This window comes from Pseudomonas sp. E1MeOHC2, from assembly GCF_058745025.1.
Map to the genome: position 1 here is coordinate 3,111,215 of NZ_CP196675.1, position 19,254 is coordinate 3,130,468.

The 19,254-nt window shown below is 60.2% G+C and carries 16 protein-coding genes, 4 tRNA genes and 3 pseudogenes; 12 read left to right on the forward strand and 11 right to left on the reverse strand.

Going from position 1 to position 19,254, the window contains the following annotated elements; all coding sequences use genetic code 11:
• Positions 1-104: 104 nt before the first annotated feature.
• Both ACSSU5_RS13950 and ACSSU5_RS13955 read right to left on the reverse strand, forming a co-directional pair.
• Entirely contained in the window at positions 105-335 is a 231-nt protein-coding gene (locus tag ACSSU5_RS13950) for a PP0621 family protein (RefSeq protein ID WP_264310398.1), read from the reverse strand.
• Positions 336-429: 94 nt separating this feature from the next.
• Positions 430-1,449, reverse strand: a complete 1,020-nt coding sequence (locus tag ACSSU5_RS13955; RefSeq protein WP_492559115.1) for an outer membrane protein assembly factor BamD — start codon at positions 1,447-1,449, stop codon at positions 430-432.
• A 147-nt stretch (positions 1,450-1,596) separates the two neighbouring features.
• On the opposite strand from ACSSU5_RS13955, the gene rluD reads away from it, so the two are divergent.
• The 6 genes from rluD (at position 1,597) to ACSSU5_RS13985 (ending at position 6,696) form a co-directional block, all read left to right on the forward strand.
• Entirely contained in the window at positions 1,597-2,559 is a 963-nt protein-coding gene (gene rluD / locus ACSSU5_RS13960; RefSeq protein ID WP_492559116.1) for a 23S rRNA pseudouridine(1911/1915/1917) synthase RluD, read from the forward strand.
• Positions 2,556-3,296 carry a peptidoglycan editing factor PgeF gene (pgeF, locus tag ACSSU5_RS13965; protein ID WP_492559117.1) on the forward strand — a complete coding sequence of 247 codons (741 nt, stop codon included), beginning with the start codon at positions 2,556-2,558 and terminating at the stop codon, positions 3,294-3,296. Before rluD ends, pgeF begins: the two co-directional genes overlap by 4 nt.
• 173 nt (positions 3,297-3,469) lie before the next feature.
• Positions 3,470-6,034: an ATP-dependent chaperone ClpB gene (gene clpB / locus ACSSU5_RS13970; protein ID WP_264310395.1), complete on the forward strand. Its 2,565-nt coding sequence runs from the start codon at positions 3,470-3,472 to the stop codon at positions 6,032-6,034.
• A 423-nt stretch (positions 6,035-6,457) separates the two neighbouring features.
• Positions 6,458-6,533 (forward strand) — tRNA-Asn (locus ACSSU5_RS13975).
• A 4-nt stretch (positions 6,534-6,537) separates the two neighbouring features.
• A tRNA-Pro gene (locus ACSSU5_RS13980) sits at positions 6,538-6,614 on the forward strand.
• 6 nt (positions 6,615-6,620) lie between these two features.
• Positions 6,621-6,696, forward strand: a tRNA-Lys gene (locus ACSSU5_RS13985).
• A gap of 194 nt (positions 6,697-6,890) precedes the next feature.
• Here the strand turns inward: ACSSU5_RS13985 and ACSSU5_RS13990 are convergent.
• From ACSSU5_RS13990 to ACSSU5_RS14005, 4 genes are all read right to left on the reverse strand, one after another.
• A complete protein-coding gene (locus ACSSU5_RS13990) occupies positions 6,891-8,186 on the reverse strand; it encodes an NAD(P)/FAD-dependent oxidoreductase (RefSeq protein WP_264310394.1) in 1,296 nt (431 codons plus the stop codon).
• 84 nt (positions 8,187-8,270) lie between these two features.
• Positions 8,271-8,444, reverse strand: coding sequence for a DUF3094 family protein (locus tag ACSSU5_RS13995; protein ID WP_013970765.1), 174 nt, complete (start codon positions 8,442-8,444; stop codon positions 8,271-8,273).
• 132 nt (positions 8,445-8,576) lie between these two features.
• Positions 8,577-9,206, reverse strand: coding sequence for a DUF1780 domain-containing protein (locus ACSSU5_RS14000; protein WP_264310393.1), 630 nt, complete (start codon positions 9,204-9,206; stop codon positions 8,577-8,579).
• A 55-nt stretch (positions 9,207-9,261) separates the two neighbouring features.
• Positions 9,262-9,693 carry a hypothetical protein gene (locus tag ACSSU5_RS14005; protein ID WP_492559118.1) on the reverse strand — a complete coding sequence of 144 codons (432 nt, stop codon included), beginning with the start codon at positions 9,691-9,693 and terminating at the stop codon, positions 9,262-9,264.
• A gap of 110 nt (positions 9,694-9,803) precedes the next feature.
• Here ACSSU5_RS14005 and ACSSU5_RS14010 point away from each other — a divergent pair, with 110 nt between their 5' ends.
• Positions 9,804-10,484 (forward strand): energy-coupling factor ABC transporter permease, encoded by a 681-nt coding sequence (locus ACSSU5_RS14010; protein WP_264310391.1) that lies wholly within the window; start codon positions 9,804-9,806, stop codon positions 10,482-10,484.
• A 164-nt stretch (positions 10,485-10,648) separates the two neighbouring features.
• Here the strand turns inward: ACSSU5_RS14010 and yacG are convergent, their stop codons facing one another.
• From yacG to ACSSU5_RS14030, 4 genes are read right to left on the reverse strand one after another with little or no spacing between them, the layout of a single operon-like run.
• A complete protein-coding gene (gene yacG / locus ACSSU5_RS14015; RefSeq protein WP_027594560.1) occupies positions 10,649-10,849 on the reverse strand; it encodes a DNA gyrase inhibitor YacG in 201 nt (66 codons plus the stop codon).
• Complete coding sequence (gene coaE, locus ACSSU5_RS14020) at positions 10,846-11,469, reverse strand: dephospho-CoA kinase (protein WP_264310390.1); 624 nt, start codon at positions 11,467-11,469, stop codon at positions 10,846-10,848. The genes yacG and coaE overlap by 4 nt, the downstream gene beginning before the upstream one ends.
• Positions 11,469-12,335, reverse strand: a complete 867-nt coding sequence (locus tag ACSSU5_RS14025; RefSeq protein WP_492559119.1) for a prepilin peptidase — start codon at positions 12,333-12,335, stop codon at positions 11,469-11,471. Before ACSSU5_RS14025 ends, coaE begins: the two co-directional genes overlap by 1 nt.
• A 2-nt stretch (positions 12,336-12,337) precedes the next feature.
• Positions 12,338-13,546, reverse strand: a complete 1,209-nt coding sequence (locus tag ACSSU5_RS14030; protein ID WP_492559120.1) for a type II secretion system F family protein — start codon at positions 13,544-13,546, stop codon at positions 12,338-12,340.
• Positions 13,547-13,763: 217 nt separating this feature from the next.
• Here ACSSU5_RS14030 and ACSSU5_RS14035 point away from each other — a divergent pair, with 217 nt between their 5' ends.
• The 4 genes and pseudogenes from ACSSU5_RS14035 to ACSSU5_RS14050 form a co-directional block, all read left to right on the forward strand.
• On the forward strand, positions 13,764-14,174 hold the full coding sequence (locus ACSSU5_RS14035) for a pilin (RefSeq protein ID WP_492559121.1): 411 nt from the start codon (positions 13,764-13,766) through the stop codon (positions 14,172-14,174).
• 70 nt (positions 14,175-14,244) lie between these two features.
• A tRNA-Thr gene (locus ACSSU5_RS14040) sits at positions 14,245-14,320 on the forward strand.
• 161 nt (positions 14,321-14,481) lie between these two features.
• On the forward strand, positions 14,482-15,777 hold the full coding sequence (locus ACSSU5_RS14045; RefSeq protein WP_492559122.1) for a tyrosine-type recombinase/integrase: 1,296 nt from the start codon (positions 14,482-14,484) through the stop codon (positions 15,775-15,777).
• Between the two features lie 654 nt (positions 15,778-16,431).
• Positions 16,432-16,527: pseudogene (locus ACSSU5_RS14050) on the forward strand (helix-turn-helix transcriptional regulator); the annotation flags it as partial.
• 46 nt (positions 16,528-16,573) lie between these two features.
• On the opposite strand, the pseudogene ACSSU5_RS14055 reads toward ACSSU5_RS14050, so the two are convergent.
• A pseudogene (locus tag ACSSU5_RS14055) lies at positions 16,574-17,362 on the reverse strand (TIR domain-containing protein); the annotation flags it as partial.
• Positions 17,363-17,698: 336 nt separating this feature from the next.
• Between ACSSU5_RS14055 and ACSSU5_RS14060 the strand changes: the two are divergent.
• Positions 17,699-19,026, forward strand: a pseudogene (locus tag ACSSU5_RS14060) (tyrosine-type recombinase/integrase).
• Positions 19,027-19,254 lie beyond the last annotated feature (228 nt).

Consider the following 19,254-nt stretch of genomic DNA (forward strand, 5'->3'; position numbering starts at 1 on the left):
TTCGCGACACAAGGCCGCTCCTACCGGCGATTACGCTGTGCATGTAGGCGCGGCCTTGCGTCGCGATTGGGGCGCGCAGCGCCCCCCCTTCACCGAATCCCGCCTCAGCGCGATTGCCCCGGCCCCTGTTCAAGGTGCGCTTGGCTGCAATACCAATCCTTGCCCAGCTTCAACGCCCGGTCATTAGGCAGGTGCACGCCGCAATGGGCGCAGCGCACCATCTTCAGCGGGTCGTCGAGCTTCGGCTCAGAGTGCGATTGCTGGCTGATCTTGAACTTGCGCCACAGCCAGAACGCGGCGGCGATCAGGGCGATCCAGAAAAGTAGGCGAACCATGGTGTCCAGCTTGTCGAATGAAGAAGGCGACAGTCTAGGGCGCAGTCAATAAAAAAGGGAGGCCTCAGGCCTCCCTTTCTATTTATCCACACACTCAGTCAAACAGGCCAAAGGTCATGTAGCTGAACCACGAACGGTCCTGCTCGGCTTCTTTCGGGCCTTCCGGCAGGATCACATCGCCATTTTCGTCCTTCGGCAGCAGCTCTTGCGGCATCTCGGCGCGAGCGTCCTGGAACTGCTTGACCACGTCCTGGTTGGCGCGGGTCTCGCCCGGTGGCAACGGGGTCTCGGTTTCGATCAAGCCCAGGGTCGCCTTGGACAGCCAGCCACGGCCGTCAGACTCGGTCTGCTTGGGCTGGAACTCGCCATCGACCAGGCTTGGGTGGTCAGGGTAGTTGAGCTTGAGGGTTTCCAGGCTGGTGGCAGCCAGCTCGTCCAGGTGCATCTTCTGGTACGCCTCGACCATGATCGCCAGGCCGTCGCCGACCGACGGCGTTTCCTGGAAGTTTTCGACCACGTAGCGGCCACGGTTGGCGGCTGCTACATAAGCCTGGCGGCCCAGGTAGTAGTCGGCCACGTGGATTTCATAGGAGGCCAGCAGGTTGCGCAGGTAGATCATGCGCTGCTTGGCGTCCGGCGCGTAGCGGCTGTTCGGGAAGCGGCTGGTCAGCTGGGCGAACTCGTTGTACGAGTCGCGGGCGGCACCCGGGTCACGCTTGGTCATGTCCAGCGGCAGGAAGCGCGCCAGCAAGCCACGGTCCTGGTCAAACGACGTCAGGCCCTTGAGGTAGTAGGCGTAGTCGACGTTCGGGTGCTGCGGGTGCAGGCGGATGAAACGCTCGGCGGCGGACTTGGCGGCCTCCGGCTCGGTGTTCTTGTAGTTGGCGTAGATCAGCTCGAGCTGCGCCTGGTCGGCGTAGCGGCCGAACGGGTAGCGCGATTCCAGGGCCTTGAGCTTGTTCACGGCGCTGGTGTAGCTGGAATTGTCCAGGTCAGCCTGAGCCTGCTGGTAAAGCTCGGCTTCGCTGAGGTTCTCGTCAATGACTTCCTTATTAGAGGAACAGGCCGCGGTAAGCCCGAGGATGGCGATCAGCAGCAGGTGTTTCACTCGCATGGCGGCTTGCGTCCCTTTGACGGCCGCTGTCTTGGGCGGTGCCGTCCTGTTATGATGAGCGCCCCGGCCAACCCCGGGACAAAAGAAGCCGTATTTAACCACAAGCTCGCAGCCGAAACCAAAGGCTGTGCGCCCGCCGAATCGAGCATGTCCGAGATCATTCAACTTAGCGCAGAGGTACCGTCCGATCTGGGCGGTCAACGCCTCGACCAGGTCGCCGCCCAATTGTTCGCCGAGTACTCGCGTTCGCGGCTTACTACGTGGATCAAAGAGGGCCGCCTGACGGTCGATGGTGCCGTGGTGCGCCCTCGAGACACCGTCTATGGTGGCTCTGTGCTTGTCCTGGAGGCCGAACAAGAGGCCCAGGGCGAGTGGATCGCAGAAGACATCGACCTGGATATCGTCTACGAAGACGACCATATCATGGTGATCAACAAGCCTGCCGGGCTGGTTGTGCACCCGGCTGCCGGCCATGCCAGCGGTACCTTGCTCAATGCACTGCTGCACCACGTGCCAGACATCATCAATGTGCCGCGCGCCGGTATTGTCCACCGCTTGGACAAGGACACCACCGGTCTGATGGTGGTGGCCAAGACGTTGCAAGCGCAGACCAGGCTGGTCGAGCAAATGCAAAGTCGCAAAGTCAGCCGCATTTATGAGTGCATCGTGATTGGTGTGGTGACCTCCGGCGGCAAGATCGACGCCCCGATCGGTCGCCACGGCGGCATGCGCCAGCGCATGGCGGTCACCGACGGCGGCAAGCCGGCGGTCAGCCACTACCGTGTGCTCAAGCGCTTCCGCTCGCACACCCACGTGCGGGTCAAGCTGGAAACCGGCCGGACCCACCAGATTCGTGTGCACATGGCCCATGTTGGTTTCCCACTGGTCGGCGACCAGACGTACGGTGGGCGCTTCCGCATTCCGCCGGCTGCCAGCCCAACCATGGTCGAGGCGGTCAAGACCTTCCCGCGTCAGGCGCTGCATGCGCGTTTCCTCGCGTTGGCCCACCCGATTACCGGTGAAGTCATGAAGTGGGAATCGCCGTTGCCGGATGACTTCCTCTGGTTGCTGACGTTGTTGAACGAAGACCGCGAGAGCTTTATCGGATGAAGGGTCTGACGCAGGCGCTGCTGTTTCCTGACTGGCCGGCCCCGGCCTCGGTTCGCGCTTGTGTCACCACGCGTCAGGGCGGCGTCAGCCTGCCGCCCTATGAAGCGTTCAACCTGGGTGATCACGTCGGTGATGACCCAGTCGCGGTTGCCGAGAACCGCCGCCGTCTGAGCGACGAGTTCGCGATCCAGCCTGCCTGGCTCAAGCAAGTGCATGGCCTGGTGGTGGCGGATGCCGACCCGGCCGTGGTGGCCGAGGCCGACGCCAGCTGGACCGACCAGCCTGGCATTGCCTGTACTGTGATGACTGCCGATTGCCTCCCCGCGCTGTTCTGTGACCGAGCGGGTACCCGTGTGGCCGCCGCCCACGCCGGCTGGCGCGGGTTGGCGGGCGGGGTGCTGGAAGCCACCCTCGACCGTTTGGCCCTGCCACCTGAAGAGGTATTGGTCTGGTTGGGACCGGCCATTGGCCCGCAGGCGTTCGAAGTGGGGCTGGAAGTGCGTGATGCCTTTACCGCCGTGCACCCGGAGGCCGCCAATGCCTTTGTCGAGGGCGCGCGGCCGGGCAAGCTGATGGCCGACATCTATGCGCTGGCGCGAATTCGCCTGGCTGCCCGTGGCGTTACTGCCGTTTATGGCGGTGGCTTTTGCACGGTCAGCGATCAGCGGTTCTTCTCCTATCGCCGTACACCGCAGGGTGGGCGGTTTGTTTCACTGGTGTGGCTGCAACCTCGCTGAATTCAAGAAACTGGGGCCGCACAGCGCCCCCAGCATTCCAAAGGCTGACCCCGGTCAACCCCGCTACGCTTGAATCTTCCAGAATCACCCTTATCTATTGGTCATCTCTGGCAGGTTTCTTCATTAAAGGCGCTGTCCATCGCTCCGACCTGCCCTAACAGGAAGGTACTCTCATGCGAATAGACCGTTTAACCAGCAAGCTTCAATTAGCCATATCCGACGCTCAGTCCCTCGCCGTAGGCATGGACCACCCTGCCATCGAGCCCCTGCACCTGGTGCAGGCACTGATTGAACAGCAGGGCGGGTCGATCAAGCCGCTGCTGATGCAGGTCGGCTTCGACATCAACAGCCTGCGTCAGGCACTGGTGAAAGAACTCGACCAACTGCCGAAAATCCAGAACCCCACTGGCGACGTGAACATGTCCCAGGACCTGGCGCGCCTGCTCAACCAGGCCGACCGCCTGGCCCAGCAGAAGGGCGACCAGTTCATCTCCAGCGAGCTGGTGCTGCTCGCCGCCATGGACGAGAACAGCAAGCTCGGCAAACTGCTGTTGAGCCAGGGCGTGACCAAGAAGGCCCTGGAAAACGCCATCAATAACCTGCGTGGCGGCGCGGCGGTCAACGACCCCAACGCCGAAGAGTCGCGCCAGGCCCTGGACAAGTACACGGTCGACCTGACCAAGCGTGCCGAAGAGGGCAAGCTCGACCCGGTGATCGGCCGCGACGACGAAATCCGCCGTACCGTGCAGGTGCTGCAACGGCGTACCAAGAACAACCCGGTGCTGATCGGTGAACCTGGCGTGGGTAAAACCGCCATCGCCGAAGGCCTGGCCCAGCGCATCATCAACGGCGAAGTGCCCGACGGCCTTAAAGGCAAGCGCCTGCTGGCGCTGGACATGGGGGCCCTGATCGCCGGTGCCAAGTACCGAGGCGAGTTCGAAGAGCGCCTGAAGTCGCTGCTTAACGAGCTGTCCAAGCAGGAAGGCCAGATCATCCTGTTCATCGACGAACTGCACACCATGGTCGGCGCCGGTAAAGGCGAGGGCGCCATGGACGCGGGCAACATGCTCAAGCCGGCCCTGGCCCGTGGCGAGCTGCACTGCGTTGGCGCCACCACGCTCAACGAGTACCGCCAGTACATCGAGAAGGACGCCGCCCTGGAGCGGCGCTTCCAGAAGGTACTGGTGGAGGAGCCGAGCGAGGAAGACACCATCGCCATCCTGCGCGGCCTGAAAGAACGCTACGAAGTGCACCACAAGGTGGCCATCACCGACGGCGCGATTATTGCGGCGGCCAAGCTCAGCCATCGCTACATCACTGACCGCCAGTTGCCGGACAAGGCCATTGACCTGATCGACGAAGCGGCCAGCCGCATTCGGATGGAAATCGACTCCAAGCCCGAGGTGCTCGACCGTCTGGACCGTCGCCTGATCCAGTTGAAGGTGGAATCCCAGGCACTGAAGAAAGAAGAAGACGAAGCCGCGAAGAAGCGCCTGGAAAAACTGCACGAGGAAATCGAGCGGCTGGAGCGTGAGTATTCCGACCTCGAAGAGATCTGGGCCTCCGAGAAAGCCGAAGTGCAAGGCTCGGCGCAGATTCAGCAAAAGATCGAGCAGGCCCGCCAGGAGCTGGAAGCCGCCCGTCGTAAAGGCGACCTGAGCCGCATGGCCGAGCTGCAGTACGGGGTAATCCCGGACCTGGAGCGCAGCCTGCAGATGGTCGACCAGCACGGCAAGTCGGAAAACCAGCTGCTGCGCAACAAGGTCACCGAGGAAGAGATTGCCGAAGTGGTGTCCAAGTGGACCGGCATCCCGGTTGCCAAGATGCTCGAAGGCGAGCGCGAGAAGCTGCTGAAGATGGAAGACTTGCTGCACCAGCGCGTGATCGGTCAGCACGAAGCCGTCACCGCCGTGGCCAACGCCGTACGCCGCTCCCGCGCCGGGTTGTCCGACCCGAACCGGCCAAGTGGTTCGTTCATGTTCCTCGGCCCGACCGGTGTGGGTAAGACCGAGCTGTGCAAGGCCTTGGCCGAGTTCCTGTTCGACACGGAAGAGGCGATGGTGCGCATCGACATGTCCGAGTTCATGGAGAAGCACTCCGTGGCTCGCCTGATCGGCGCACCACCAGGCTATGTAGGGTACGAGGAGGGCGGTTACCTGACCGAAGCGGTACGGCGCAAGCCTTATTCGGTGGTGCTGCTCGACGAGGTGGAGAAGGCGCACCCGGACGTGTTCAACGTGCTGCTGCAGGTGCTTGAGGATGGCCGATTGACTGACAGCCACGGCCGTACCGTGGACTTCCGCAACACGGTGATCGTGATGACCTCCAACCTGGGCTCCGCGCAGATCCAGGAACTGGTCGGTGATCGTGAGGCACAGCGTGCGGCGGTGATGGATGCGGTGGGTTCGCACTTCCGTCCGGAGTTCATCAACCGGGTCGACGAAGTGGTGGTGTTCGAGCCATTGGGCCGTGACCAGATCGCCGGCATCACTGAGATCCAGCTGGGACGCCTGCGTAGCCGCCTGCTGGAGCGCGAACTGTCGCTTAGCTTGAGCCCAGAGGCGTTGGACAAGCTGATCGCGGTGGGTTACGACCCGGTGTATGGCGCACGGCCACTGAAGCGTGCGATTCAGCGCTGGATCGAGAACCCGCTGGCGCAAATGATCCTGGCCGGCAAATTCATGCCGGGTTCGGCGATCACTGCCGAAGTAGAAGGCGAAGAAATCGTGTTTGCCTGATCCATCCGCTGCAAAAACTAGCCCCGCATCTGCGGGGCTTTTTTATGGGCGCAGCGTTTCTGCCGCCACCATAGAGCCCCGTAGGAGCGGGTTTACCCGCGAAGAGACCCGCCCAAACCCCGTAAAATCGGGGCCTCGCCAGTTTTTTTCATAACTTGCTGAAATTTTTGAAAAAAACGCTTGCACGGATTTAAGAGTGCCCCTAATATACGCCGCGTTGTCAGGCACTAAGCGAATCACCAGGAACATCGGTGTTAGCAAAACAACTTAGAAATCAGTAAGTTGAATGAAAAAAAGTGGTTGACAAGCAAAACGAAGAATGTAGAATAGCCGGCCTCAGCAGCGACAAAGCGAAAGCGAAGAAGCTAAAGAGTTCGAAGCTAACACAGGCTTCGAAGCAGTAAAGATGTACCGAAGTTCAGTTCCGCGATAGCTCAGTCGGTAGAGCAAATGACTGTTAATCATTGGGTCCCTGGTTCGAGTCCAGGTCGCGGAGCCAATCTCGGGGTGTAGCGCAGTCCGGTAGCGCGCCTGCTTTGGGAGCAGGATGTCAGGAGTTCGAATCCCCTCACCCCGACCATTTTCAGGGTCGTTAGCTCAGTTGGTAGAGCAGTTGGCTTTTAACCAATTGGTCGTAGGTTCGAATCCTACACGACCCACCATGTAAAGAGGGCATCTCGACTGAGATGCCCTTTTTCTTTTGTCTCGGTTTTATCTGAACAATCTCTGGGCCTGCTGTGCAGGCCTTTCGCGGCACAAGGCCGCTCCCACAGGAACCGCAATCATCTGAAATGGTGGGCTCTTGTGGGAGCGGCCTTGTGCCGCGAAAGGGGCGCAAAGCGCCCCCCAGCATTCTTCAGTGCAGCTTCAACCGCGGCTCTGTACCGCGCCCAATCTTGCTACCCAGCATCATCATCGCCGTGCGGAAGAACCCGTACAGCGCCATCTGGTGCATCCGGTACAGCGACACATAGAACATTCGCGCCAACCAGCCCTCCAGCTTCACGCTCCCCATCAGGTTGCCCATCAGGTTACCCACCGCCGAGAAGCGCGACAGCGACACCAACGAACCGTAGTCCTTGTACGCGTAAGTCGGCAGCGCCTTGTTCTCCAGCCGCGCCTTCAGGCTTTGCGCCAGCATCGACGCCTGTTGATGTGCAGCCTGGGCCCGTGGCGGCACATTGCGATCGCTACCCGGTTGCGGGCACGCGGCGCAGTCACCGAAGGCAAAGATGTTGTCATCGCGGGTGGTCTGCAGGGTAGGGCGCACCACCAGTTGGTTGATGCGGTTGGTTTCCAGGCCATCGATGTCCTTGAGGAAGCCGGGCGCACGGATACCGGCCGCCCACACCTTGAGGCTGGCCTGGATCACTTCACCGTCCTTGGTTTTCATCCCATCCTCGGTCACTTCGCTGACCGCCGCATTGGTCATCACCTTCACCCCAAGTTTTTCCAGGGTCTTGTGCACCGGCACGCTGATGCGCTCAGGCAGTGCAGGCAAAACCCGTGGGCCCGCCTCGATCAGGGTGATGTGCATGTCCTTGGGCTGGATGCGGTCCAGGCCATAGGCTGCCAGCTCGTGCGCGGCGTGGTGCAGCTCGGCCGCAAGCTCCACGCCAGTGGCACCGGCGCCGACGATGGCCACGCTGATTTTCTCGCTGGCCACGTCACCGGCGTGGGCGCGCAAGTAGTGGTTGAGCAGTTGCTGGTGGAAGCGCTCGGCTTGCTTGCGGGTGTCCAGGAACAGGCAGTGCTGCGCCGCGCCCAGGGTGCCGAAGTCGTTGGTGTTGCTGCCCACGGCGATGACCAGGGTGTCGTAGCTCAGGGTGCGCGCAGGCACCAGCTCGCGGCCCTCTTCATCGAGGGTGGCGGCCAGTTGGATCTGCTTGCCTTCACGGTCCAGGCCGCTCATGCGCCCCAGTTGGAAGTTGAAGTGGTTCCACTTGGCCTGGGCCACGTAGTTCAGTTCATCTTCCGAGGAGTTCAGCGAGCCGGCCGCCACTTCGTGCAGCAGCGGCTTCCAGATGTGCGTCAGGTTGGCGTCGACCAGGGTGATGTCGGCGTGCTTGCGCTTGCCCAGGCTTTTACCCAGGCGGGTCGCCAGTTCCAGGCCGCCGGCGCCGCCGCCGACAATCACGATGCGATGAGTCATGGGGATATCTCATAAGGTTTACGGAATTCGTGGCCCTTGGGGCCGGCCGCACACGGTATGAGGGGAGGGCGAGCGCGAGGCGGCTCATAGCACCAGTCCACTCAACAGGCGGCTTATGAGGCCCAGACCAATGGTCACGGCCACCACCAGTACAAGGAGCAGCCATGGCCGGAAGGGCCTGCGCTCGACTTGGTGCTGGGGGGCGCGTAGATACTCATCGACACGACGCTGATCTTCTGGATTCAGGCGGCTGGTCATGGTGGGCCTCGTCAGATAGACGTTTGTGACTGCGCAAACGCTACAGCGTTCAGGCAAGCGCTTGAAACAAATGATAATGCTTTCTATCTCTGGCGCCGAGTGTACGCCATCGCAAAGACTCTCGGCACTGGATCAAAGACTGATGCCTACATCGAAGACAATGCTGCGCCCTAGGTTGGCGCGCAGGAAGTCTGGCGCATCGGGGTGGGCGAACAACACACGGGCGAATGTCGGGCCGACCAGCGACAGCGAGCGCCAACCCTGGCGCAGGTATTCGGTGGGCGGCGGGAAGTGGGTGTTGAGGTCGAGCACTTCGCGCTTGAGGCTGGCGAACGCGATGATGTCCAGCTCGTTCAGCTCCAGCCCACGTTCCCTATAGTTGTGCGCCTTCTTGCGCAAGGTCGGGGCCAGGCGCACCAGCAATTCGGTGGCACTGATCCGCCGCGGGCGTGCCTCGCGGCGCACCAGTTGGGCCAGGGAAAACGCGCTGCGCCGGCGTTGCAGCTCTTCGCGCCACTCATCGTTCAGGCGACGGCCTTCGTCCAGTACGAAAAACACCTCGAATGCCGCATCGCGGAACAGCACGTCCGGCGGCTCCTGCCCGGCCGGGGTGAAGTCTTCGCTGCGGTAGGGAATGTTCAACCCTTGCAGTAGGCGTTGGCATACCCAACGCTCACGCTCCCATTTGCGTGCATTGGAGAGAAAGGCATTGGCTTGTTCGGCCTGGATGGTAAGCAGGCGCAGGTAGTCTGAGTCATCCATGCAGACAAGCTTAGACGCTAATCGATGACGGTAAGATGCTGTTTGTGCGTAGAAATCAGCCCAGCACCGGCCATTGCTGCACCACACCCAGTAGATGCACCAAGCCAAACCCCAGGCAGATCAGCGAGCTGACCACGATAAAGCGCCGCGTACGCCCGGTGCCAGCCAACAGCCACGGCCCAAGCAGCCCCCGCGCCAGGTAGACCAGGGTGATCAGGCAGATGGCCGGAAGCAGCAACGGCAGGCGCCCGATCAAGCCGGCTGCGGACAGTGCGTAAGCCGACCAGATCAGCAACACCACTGCGATGGCCGCTGTAATCAGTGCCGGATACCAACGCCCTTTTTCCGCCGCCACGGCCATACGCTCGCCTGCACCGAACAAGCGGTACCAACGCGGGCCGACCACGATAATAGCCAGGTGCAAAAGGCCGATCACAGCGTTGAGCACTGCTGCGAGCAGCAGGGTGAGGTTGATTCCTTCCGACATTTTGAATGCGTCCTGCATTGCGGGGAGGCGCCAGCCTACAGCAGCCGGATGAAACGGAGAATGGGTGTAGACTCACTTTTATCCACAGGGGAGAGAGGGGTATTCGTCAGGTGATCAGTGCACAGGTGTTGTCCAGCACCAGCCTCACGCTGGGCTGGCTTGGTTACGTGCCACTGTTGCTCTGGGCCGCCAGCCGCGCCCGCTGGGTGGAGCTGTTCAGCGACCGGCGTCGTCAGCATCTGCTGTTTGGTACGGTGTTCTGCCTGTTTGCCCTGTGGCTGGTCAGGCGCGATTTTGACACCGGCGTGTCGTATCACTTCATTGGCATGACGGCCGTCACTCTGCTGCTGGACTGGCCGCTGGCGGTGCTGGGGGGCTTTCTTGCGCAGCTGGGGTTGCTGGCGCTGGGGCGCCAGGACCTGGCGGCTTTAGGCGTCAACGGCCTGCTGTTGATTGGCTTGCCGGTGCTGATTACCGAACTGTGCGCCCTCGCGGTCGAGCGCGCGCAACCGCGAAACCTGTTTGTGTATATCTTTTGTTCAGGGTTTTTTCCGGCGGCGCTGACGGTGCTGGTGTGTGTGTTGGCCGGGTTGGGGATTTTGTGGCTGGACGGGCGTTTTGCCATGCCCGAGTGGCTGAGTGATTTTGTGGGCTACCTGTGGCTGATGATGTTCCCCGAGGCGTTCATCAACGGCATGGTGATCAGTGCGCTGGTGGTGTTTTGCCCGGAGTGGCTGGAAACGTTCAACCGTACACGGTATCTGCAGGCGCCGTGGAAGGATGACCAGTGAGTGGTGGTGAGGCCCCTGTGGCAGTAACTGGCTTCTATTGATTGTTCCGGCCTCATCGCCGGCAAGCCAGCTCCCACAGGTGTGGCGCTAACTTTTGGGTCTGCGCAAATCATGTGGGAGCGGGCTTGCCCGCGAATGGGCCTCACAGCAACCCAGGGATCAGCTTAGTGCCGCGGCTCCAGGTCCCCGGAATACAGCTCATCTTCGGACTCTTCCGAACCCGCGATCTTGTGCTCCTCGGCCGCCCAGGCCCCCAGGTCGATCAGCTTGCAGCGATCAGAGCAAAACGGCCGGAACGCGCTTTTCTCGTTCCATTCCACAGGTGCGCCACAGGTCGGGCAATCGACGGTCAATGGCTGGCTCATGGCTGGCCTCCTCGTAAAGTCAGGTAAAAGTGATGCAGACGGTCGATCTGCTCGTGCAACGCGGCAAGGTCGCGGTCATTGACCACTACATCGTCGGCATGGCGCAGGCGCTCGTCGCGGGCCAACTGGGCCTGCAGAATGGCCTGCACCTGCTCAGGGCTGGTGTTGTCCCGTTGCAGGGTGCGTTGCACCTGCAACGCCTGCGGTGCATCAATCACCAACACGCGTTGGGTCTTGCGATATTGGCCAGACTCGATCAGCAAGGGTGACACATACACGGCATAAGGCGATTGCGCCTTGGCCAGGTAGCTAAAGATTTCCTGCCCGATCAGTGGGTGCAGCAGCGCTTCCAGCCATTGGCGCTGGGCGGGGTCGGCGAAAATCAGCTGGCGCAAGGCGGCGCGGTCGAGCTGGCCGTCGTCCAGCAGCACGCCGGGGCCGAAGCGCTCGACAATACTCGCCAGCGCCGGGCGACCAGGCTCAACCACCCAACGCGCGGCCTGGTCGGCATCGACCAGGTGCACGCCAAGCTCGACGAAGCGCTCGGCGGCGGCACTCTTGCCGCTGCCGATGCCGCCGGTCAGGCCGAGAATCCAGGGGGTGAAAGCTGCAGTGGTCATCAGAATCCAAGCAGTTGCATGTAAGAGGCGTATATTTCATCACCCCAGAGCACGGCAATCCACCCCGCAATGGCCAGATAAGGGCCAAACGGCATGGCGGTACCGATGGAATGCTTGCGTACACGCAGCAGACACACGCCCACCAACGCCCCCACCACCGACGACAGCAGCAATGTCAGCGGCAGCACCTGCCAGCCACCCCAGGCGCCGATCAGTGCCAACAGCTTGAAATCGCCATAGCCCATGCCTTCTTTGCCGGTCACCAGTTTGAACAGCCAGTACACCGTCCACAGGGTGAGGTAGCCGACCACGGCGCCGCACACCGCATCGGGCAAGGGCACCACTACCCCGAAATAATTGACGATCAACCCAAGCCAGAGCTCTGGCAGCACGATAGCGTCGGGCAGCAGTTGTTGGTCATAGTCAATCAGGCTCAGGGCCAGCAACCCCCACGTCAGCGGCAGAAGCGTCAATGCCTCGACGCTGGCCCCGCAGCGCCAGGCCACCACCATCGACAGCAGCGCACAGCCCAACTCGACCAACGGGTAACGCGCGCTGATGCGGTGTTTGCAGGCAGAACAGCGCCCGCGCAACGCCAAGTAGCTGAGGACCGGGACGTTTTCCCACGCCCGAATCCGATGCCCGCACTGCGTGCACTGCGAGGCCGGCAGGCACAGGTCGAAACGCGCGTGCTCGGCCACCGGCAACCCCAGCACTTCTTGTGCCTCACGCTGCCACTGGCGGTCCAGCATGATCGGCAGGCGATACACCACCACATTGAGAAAACTGCCCACCAACAGCCCGAGCACCGTCGCCAGGATGATGAAGTAAGCCGGCTGCATTGCCAGGAAGGTCCATAAAGTCATGTTCAGATCAAACTACCCAGCTGGAAGATCGGCAGGTACATCGCCACCACCAGGCCGCCAACCAACAGGCCCAGGATCAGCACGATGGCGGGCTCCAGCAGGCTGGTCAACTGCTCCAGCGCCTGGCTGACCTGTTCTTCGTAATGGCTGGCGGCTTTTTCCAGCATCGTGTCCAGCGTGCCACTGGACTCACCAATGGCCACCAGCTGCACCAGCAGCGGCGGGAACAGCGGCTCGGCTGCCATCGCCTGGTTCAGCCCCTGCCCATTGGCCATGCCTTGGCGTAACCGCAAAATCGCCTGCTCATGCAGCTCGCCACCACTCACCTTGGCCACCGTCCCCATGGCATCCAGCAGCGGCACCCCAGCGGCATACGACGTAGCCAGGCTGCGCGCAAAGCGCGCCATCGCCGCCTGCGCCAAAAGCTTGCCGAACACCGGCAGGCCCAACACCTGCTGAGATATCCACAGACGCGCCGGCGCATGCTGGCGGTAAAGCTGGCGCCCCGCCAAACCCAGCAGCGCCATACTGATCAGCAACAGCGGCGCATAACGCCCCAGCCCTGTGGACAAGTCGATGACCCACTGCGTAAAAGCCGGCAGCGCCGTATCAAACCCCGCGAACAGATTCTGAAACTGCGGGATCACCTCCAGTAACAAAACCGCCGAAACCCCCAGCCCGGTCAACAACAACAGCAGCGGATAGATCATCGCCTTGCGCACCTTCTTGTGCAGGGCCAAACGCTGCTCCAGCATCCCCGCCAACTGCTCAAGCTGCCGATCGAGCGTGCCGGACTGTTCACCCACCCGCACCAAGTTGCAGTACAACGTATCGAACCACCCCGGGTGGCGCTGCAGCGCATCCGCCAGCCCCAGCCCCGACGCCACATCCTGTTTCAATCGCACCAGCAACGCCGCCTGCCCCGCATCACACCCACTGCGCCCCATCACCTCGAACGCCTGCAGCAACGGCACCCCGGCTTTGAGCAAGGTCGCCAGTTGCCGGCTGAAGCCCGCCGAGTCGGTTTTCTCAGGCCGCTTCGGCCACCGCCACACCAGGCCACCGGCCGGCCGCAAGCTGGCCACCAGAATGCCCTGGCGCAGCAACCCCGCGCGCACATAAGCCGGGCTACGCCCAGGCGTTTGCCCGTTAACAGCCAGGCCATTGGCGTCGGTGCCCTGCCAGGCGTAGAGGCGTATCGAATGGTTCATGCAAAGGTCCTTTTTTGCCCGAGCGACAAGCTTGGAAACAGCTTGCCGTGCCCATGAGAGGGCGTGCTTCCCTGATGCTCACTAGAGTAGTTCAGCGAAGGTGACGCCCAGGCGGGGAGGGGTGACAAAAGGTGTCTGTTCAGGCCTACTGCGCCGCTGCCAGCCTGGGGTCGAGAGTGACCCCAAATGTGTATGCGTATAAACAAGGAAAACGTTCATGAAAGGGCAACGCGGTATCACCCTGATCGAACTGATGATCGTCGTCGCGATCATTGGCATTCTGGCGACCATCGCCATACCGATGTACACCAACCACCAGTCCCGCACCAAGGCGGCGGCCGGGCTGTTGGAGATCTCGTCACTCAAGCCCCCCATGGACCTGCGCTTGAACGAAGGCAAGGACGTGCTGGATGTAGGGTCGCTGGGCGGGCAGCCGGCGACGGCGCATTGCGCGATTACGGCTGAAGGCAAGGCTGCAGATGGCACCGGGAAGATTGAATGCACCCTGGTCGATGCCCCGGCCACCGTGGTTGGCAAAGCCATTACCCTGACCCGCACCGCGACCGGGTGGAGTTGCACCACCAACATCGAGGAAGACCTGGCGCCGCGGGGTTGCAAAGGGGCGTGAGGGTAGGGGAATAAGCGAAGGGAAACAGGGGTTTGCGTAACGGCTGCGGCAGTGGTACGTTGCGCTACACGCCGGTGTAGCTCAGTCGGTAGAGCAGCGCACTCGTAACGCGAAGGTCGCAGGTTCGATTCCTGTCTCCGGCACCAGAGACTAGTTTCCAGAAGTCTATGACTGTCTACGAAACACCCAGCAAAGCCCGCCTAGTGCGGGCTTTGTTGTTTCTGTCTGTCTCATTTTGTCTCTGGGCATCTACGCGATTTAGGGATATGGTTAGGGATATCTCGGTTCGACAAGGAAACGTATCCCTATGGCGCGCACAGTGGTGCCTCTCACCGATCCCAAATGTGATGCGGCCAAGCCTCGGGAGAAGGATTACAAGCTGTTCGATGGCAAAGGCCTCTACCTGCTGGTTAAGCCGACAGGGGTCAAGACCTGGCGTATGAAGTACACCAAACCTGATGGCCGTGATGGTTTAGCTACGTTCGGCAACTATCCGGCGCTCGGCTTGAAAGCGGCCAGGGAGCGACGCGCTCAGGCGCTTGAACTCCTTGCTGCTGGGAAAGACCCCATCGAGCAGGCGCGCTTGGACAAACAGGAAGCGGCTAACGCCCGGGCGAATACATTCCGTTTGCTTGCTCAGGAATGGCATGCGGCTTGCGCTCGTAAGTGGACACCTAGTCATGCCTCCACCGTTTGGCGACGCATTGAATCCCACCTGTTGCCCACTCTCGGTGATCGCCCTGTCGCGGAGTTGAAAACACGAGATCTGCTCGTTCCGCTTAAAGCGGCAGAAAAGCGGGATACTTTGGATACTGCTGCACGCCTACGTCAGTACATGACAGGCATCCTCCGCATGGCGGTTCAGCATGGCCATCTGGATTTCAACCCTGCAATCGATCTGCAAGGCGCCACGGCCACCCGCAAAACAGCGCACCGGCCTGCTTTGCCCTTCGAACGCTTACCTGAGCTTCTTCAGCGGATAGATGCCGACAGCGGGCGCGGCCTGACCAAGCTTGCGGTGCAGCTGACCATGTTGGTATTCATCCGCTCCAGTGAGCTCCGATTCGCTCGCTGGGGAGAGATCGACATGGGGAGGTTGATGTGGGAAATCCCTGGTGAGCGAGCGCCTATCGAGGGCGTAAAGAATTCCCATCGCGGTTCGAAGATGAGCACACCACACCTGGTCCCGCTCAGTCGCCAGTCAGTTAGTGTCCTGGAGCGAATCCGTGATCTCACCGGCCGATTCGACTTGGTATTTGCAGGTGATCACCATCACTGGAAACCCATGAGCGAAAACACCGTCAATAAGGCCCTTCGACGCATGGGGTATGACACGAAGTCAGAGGTGTGCGGCCACGGCTTCAGGACGATGGCTTGTTCAGCACTGGTTGAGTCGGGGTTGTGGAGTAAAGACGCCGTCGAACGACAGATGAGCCATCAGGAGCGAAACACAGTGCGCGCAGCGTATATCCACAAAGCAGAACACATTCAGGAGCGCAGGCTCATGGTGCAGTGGTGGGCAGATTATTTGGACGCCAATCGAGTGGAAGCGATCACCCCGTACGACTTTGCCCACCGAGATGCTATCGCGAGCGAAATTTGAGACTTCAAGAAACGCATGAGGCATCGAGAGCCAGCGATGCGTTACGGTCGTCAATGCTCGTGGATCGTAGCCACCAATTGGGTGTTTCATGTGTAACTCGTGTTTCGAGGCTGGTGGAACCGTTGAAAATCCTAGCCTCCGGACTGGTAACACATCGCTGGCCCACGCGGACAAGCAGGTGTATCAACGCTATATGGTGTTTCGCACCACTGTTGCCTGTCGGCCCTGTCGGCAGCTTATCGATCATCTATCGCGCAGGCTCATTTTTCGATCAAGGGGGCATGGGGTGTGATCTGGTCCGAAACTGAGCTGGAGCAATTCACGTTCGAGCTCGCGAATACTGACATCAGTAGCCTGCTCGATGAGATCCAAATGATGGAGGATGCTGTAGCGGAAGCTGCACTTTTCCCTGAGTTTCGTGAGTACTTTCGCCAGGCATTTGATGTGATAAACCAGGCAGCTTCATATTGGCTCGAAGAAGGCTTGGGGTATTCCAGTCAAGCAAGGCGGGTAATCCATGAGACGTTCAGGCAGCGAGATCTCATTTACGAGCGATTGTGCTTTGCCCAGTCGTTTTCGCTGCCGGATGTAGTGCGTGAGGTGCTAGGTCAAGTTGAAGCTATTCCTAGCTCTCGAATGGCGGCGAGCTACGCCTTCCCGCTGCCAGTGAAGCTGAGCAACAGCACCGCCCGAGGTGCCCCCGTAGCCTGGGTTCTTTCAGAGGTTCAAGCATGGACGCGTAGTCGCTAGGAATTTCCAACGATCCCCGCTTCAAAGCACAGACCCTTCCCCGTCCCAGGCGACCGATGAAATACCCAAGCTCCAAAATCACGTTCTGGCGAGCACGGGGTGAAGGCGTACCACCTTTGACGCAACCCTCATCATCGGGGGTGAGAAGTACTACAGCAAATCCCACCCCACCGTATCTCTCCACCTTCTCGATCACGGTCCGGCCTTGGTTGGCCTGCTCATGCAAGATGATGGCGTCAAAGCCGATTCTCTCTAGGAAGCGGGCTACCATCTCGCGAGACCCATCGTCGTGGCCGTGCACTACAAAAACTTGTCTGGACAGCGCTGTCGGTGCGCTATGGTCTGAAAGGGGAGCGGCCTCTTCCTGCTGGTAGTCGGCTAAGTCTTCCTCGAGCGACCGCTGACCTTGGGTGAGTAGCGCTATAGACCGTTCGAAGTTTTTTCTCATCCGACCTTCATAGTCTGGGGACGGCGCGCCTCTCCTGACAATGCCTGGTCGCCACGAGAGAACGGCAGCACTTTCTAAGTCCCTGTAAGTCGTAGAGCTCTCACCAAAACACCGCTCCAGAGTCTGTCTGATCGACACCTCTAACCCTTTAAGCGCAGCGGTTGGACCCTGGCGAAGGCTACTCAGATCGAAAGCTTGAAGCTCATTGATGCGTTCACCTAACCGCTCAATTCCTTTCTGGATGTTCTGAACACGAATAGGAGGAGCGGAAGCTTGGTTCGTTGAGGGGTTGGTTCGGGCCATCGAATAAGGACTCCATGTGGGGGAGCAAAACACTATCCGATCCAACACAATCGCGCAGCATTCGTGAGCTGAAGGTAGTGGCATGAGTCTTTTTCCCCAGTGGGACTGGCAACTGGTGGATCAGGGTCTAGGTGATGCATGGGGGAGTAGATTTATGTTTAGGGATACGTTTAGGGATACATTTTATCGTTGTGAGTCTTGTATCCCAGGTTTTACTGGGATAGTTCCACCATGTTAGGTTCCTGTCTCCGCACCACATCCAGCTCCATTGCATTCCGCTGAATGCTTTGGAAGCTCTCTAAACCGGCCTTCTGGCCGGTTTTTCGTTTCCACGACCCTCCGTCGGGAACCAACAAAATCCCCAATAACCGGGGGTATTTTTGGGGTACAGCGTCTTTCCTGAATGGAGAACGTACCCCTATGCCACGGCTAGCCATTCCGCTCAGCGACCTCAAATGCCGTACGGCCAAACTGCGTGATCGCGCCTACAAATTGTTCGATGGCGGGGCATGTACTTGTACGTCACGCCCAGTGGCTCGAAGACTTGGCGGCTGCGGTATTTCAAACCCAACGGCAAGGAAGGCACGCTGATCATCGGCAAGTACCCCATCGTTTCGTTGGCTGTCGCGAGAACCAAGCGCGATGAAGCCAAGGCTCTGTTGCTCGACAACCTTGATCCGATGGAAGAAAAGCAGAAGGCCAAGATTGCTGCCCAGCGGGCGAGTCTTCTCTTTGAAACCGTCGCTTTGGAGTGGCACGTCGAAATGTCCCGGCGCTGGACTGAGGGGCACGCGAAAACGGTCCTGAGCAGGTTGCGCACCCATGTGTTTCCACTGATTGGTCAGCGGCCTATCGCTGAACTCGACACCCACGATCTGCTTGAGGTCACTCAGCGGATCAAGGATCGCGGCACCATGGATGTAGCGCTGCGTGTGCAGAACTATCTATCCACGATCATGCGGGGTGCGAAGCGGGCGCGGCAGATCACTCAAAATCCGGCGCTCGATCTGGCCGGCTCGATTCAAGCGCCGCGCACCGTGCACCGTCCTGCACTCTCGCTGAACCGCCTTCCTGAACTGTTGGATCGAATCGACAACTACACCGGTCGCGAGCTGACTCGGCTCGCAGTGCTGCTGACGTTGCATGTGTTTGTGCGCTCCAGCGAACTGCGCTTTGCACGGTGGGATGAATTCGATCTGCAAAGGGCAATGTGGGAGATCCCCGATACCCGCAAGCCGATTGAAGGCGTCCGCTATTCCACACGCGGGACCAAGATGAGTGGGGACATTCAGATAGTGCCGCTGTCGCCTCAAGTGATCGAAATCCTTGAACAGCTGCGCAGCTTGAATCGCTTCTCTCAACTCGTATTGCCCGGTGATCACAGGTACTGGAAGCCCTTGTCGGAGAATACGGTTAACCAGGTACTGCGCAATATGGGGTACGACACCACTAAGGACGTCTGCGGGCATGGTTTCAGGACCATGGCTTGTAGTGCCTTGCTCGAATCAGGGCTGTGGACGGACGCGGCAATTGAACGGCAGATGAGCCATCAGGAGTGTAATCGCGTGCGCGCTGCATACATCCACAAGGCCCAGTTTCTGGAGCAGCGTCGGTTGATCATGGCGTGGTGGAGTAACTACATTGACGCCAACAGATCGGGCCATATCACTCCGCATGAGTTTTCCCGTCCGGTAGGCGACAACGTCACGGCCTTGCCAAATGGTCATGGCGCATTCAATCGCGGGTAAGCCTGCAAGATCGGCGCTGGCTGCTCTTTCACGCGGGTCCATCCAAACAGGGCTGCAAAGCCGCCGTTGCAAGTCAACCTCGACAAGGATGCCTTACCGGAATACACCGCTACCAATTCCTGTTTCCCCGAATCGCCAATCAACCGGCCACTCATCCGACGGACGAGCTAGCGTTTTGATGGCGCGCAGATATTCTCAGACTCACAAGTCTCCCGGTCTCTCGTCATC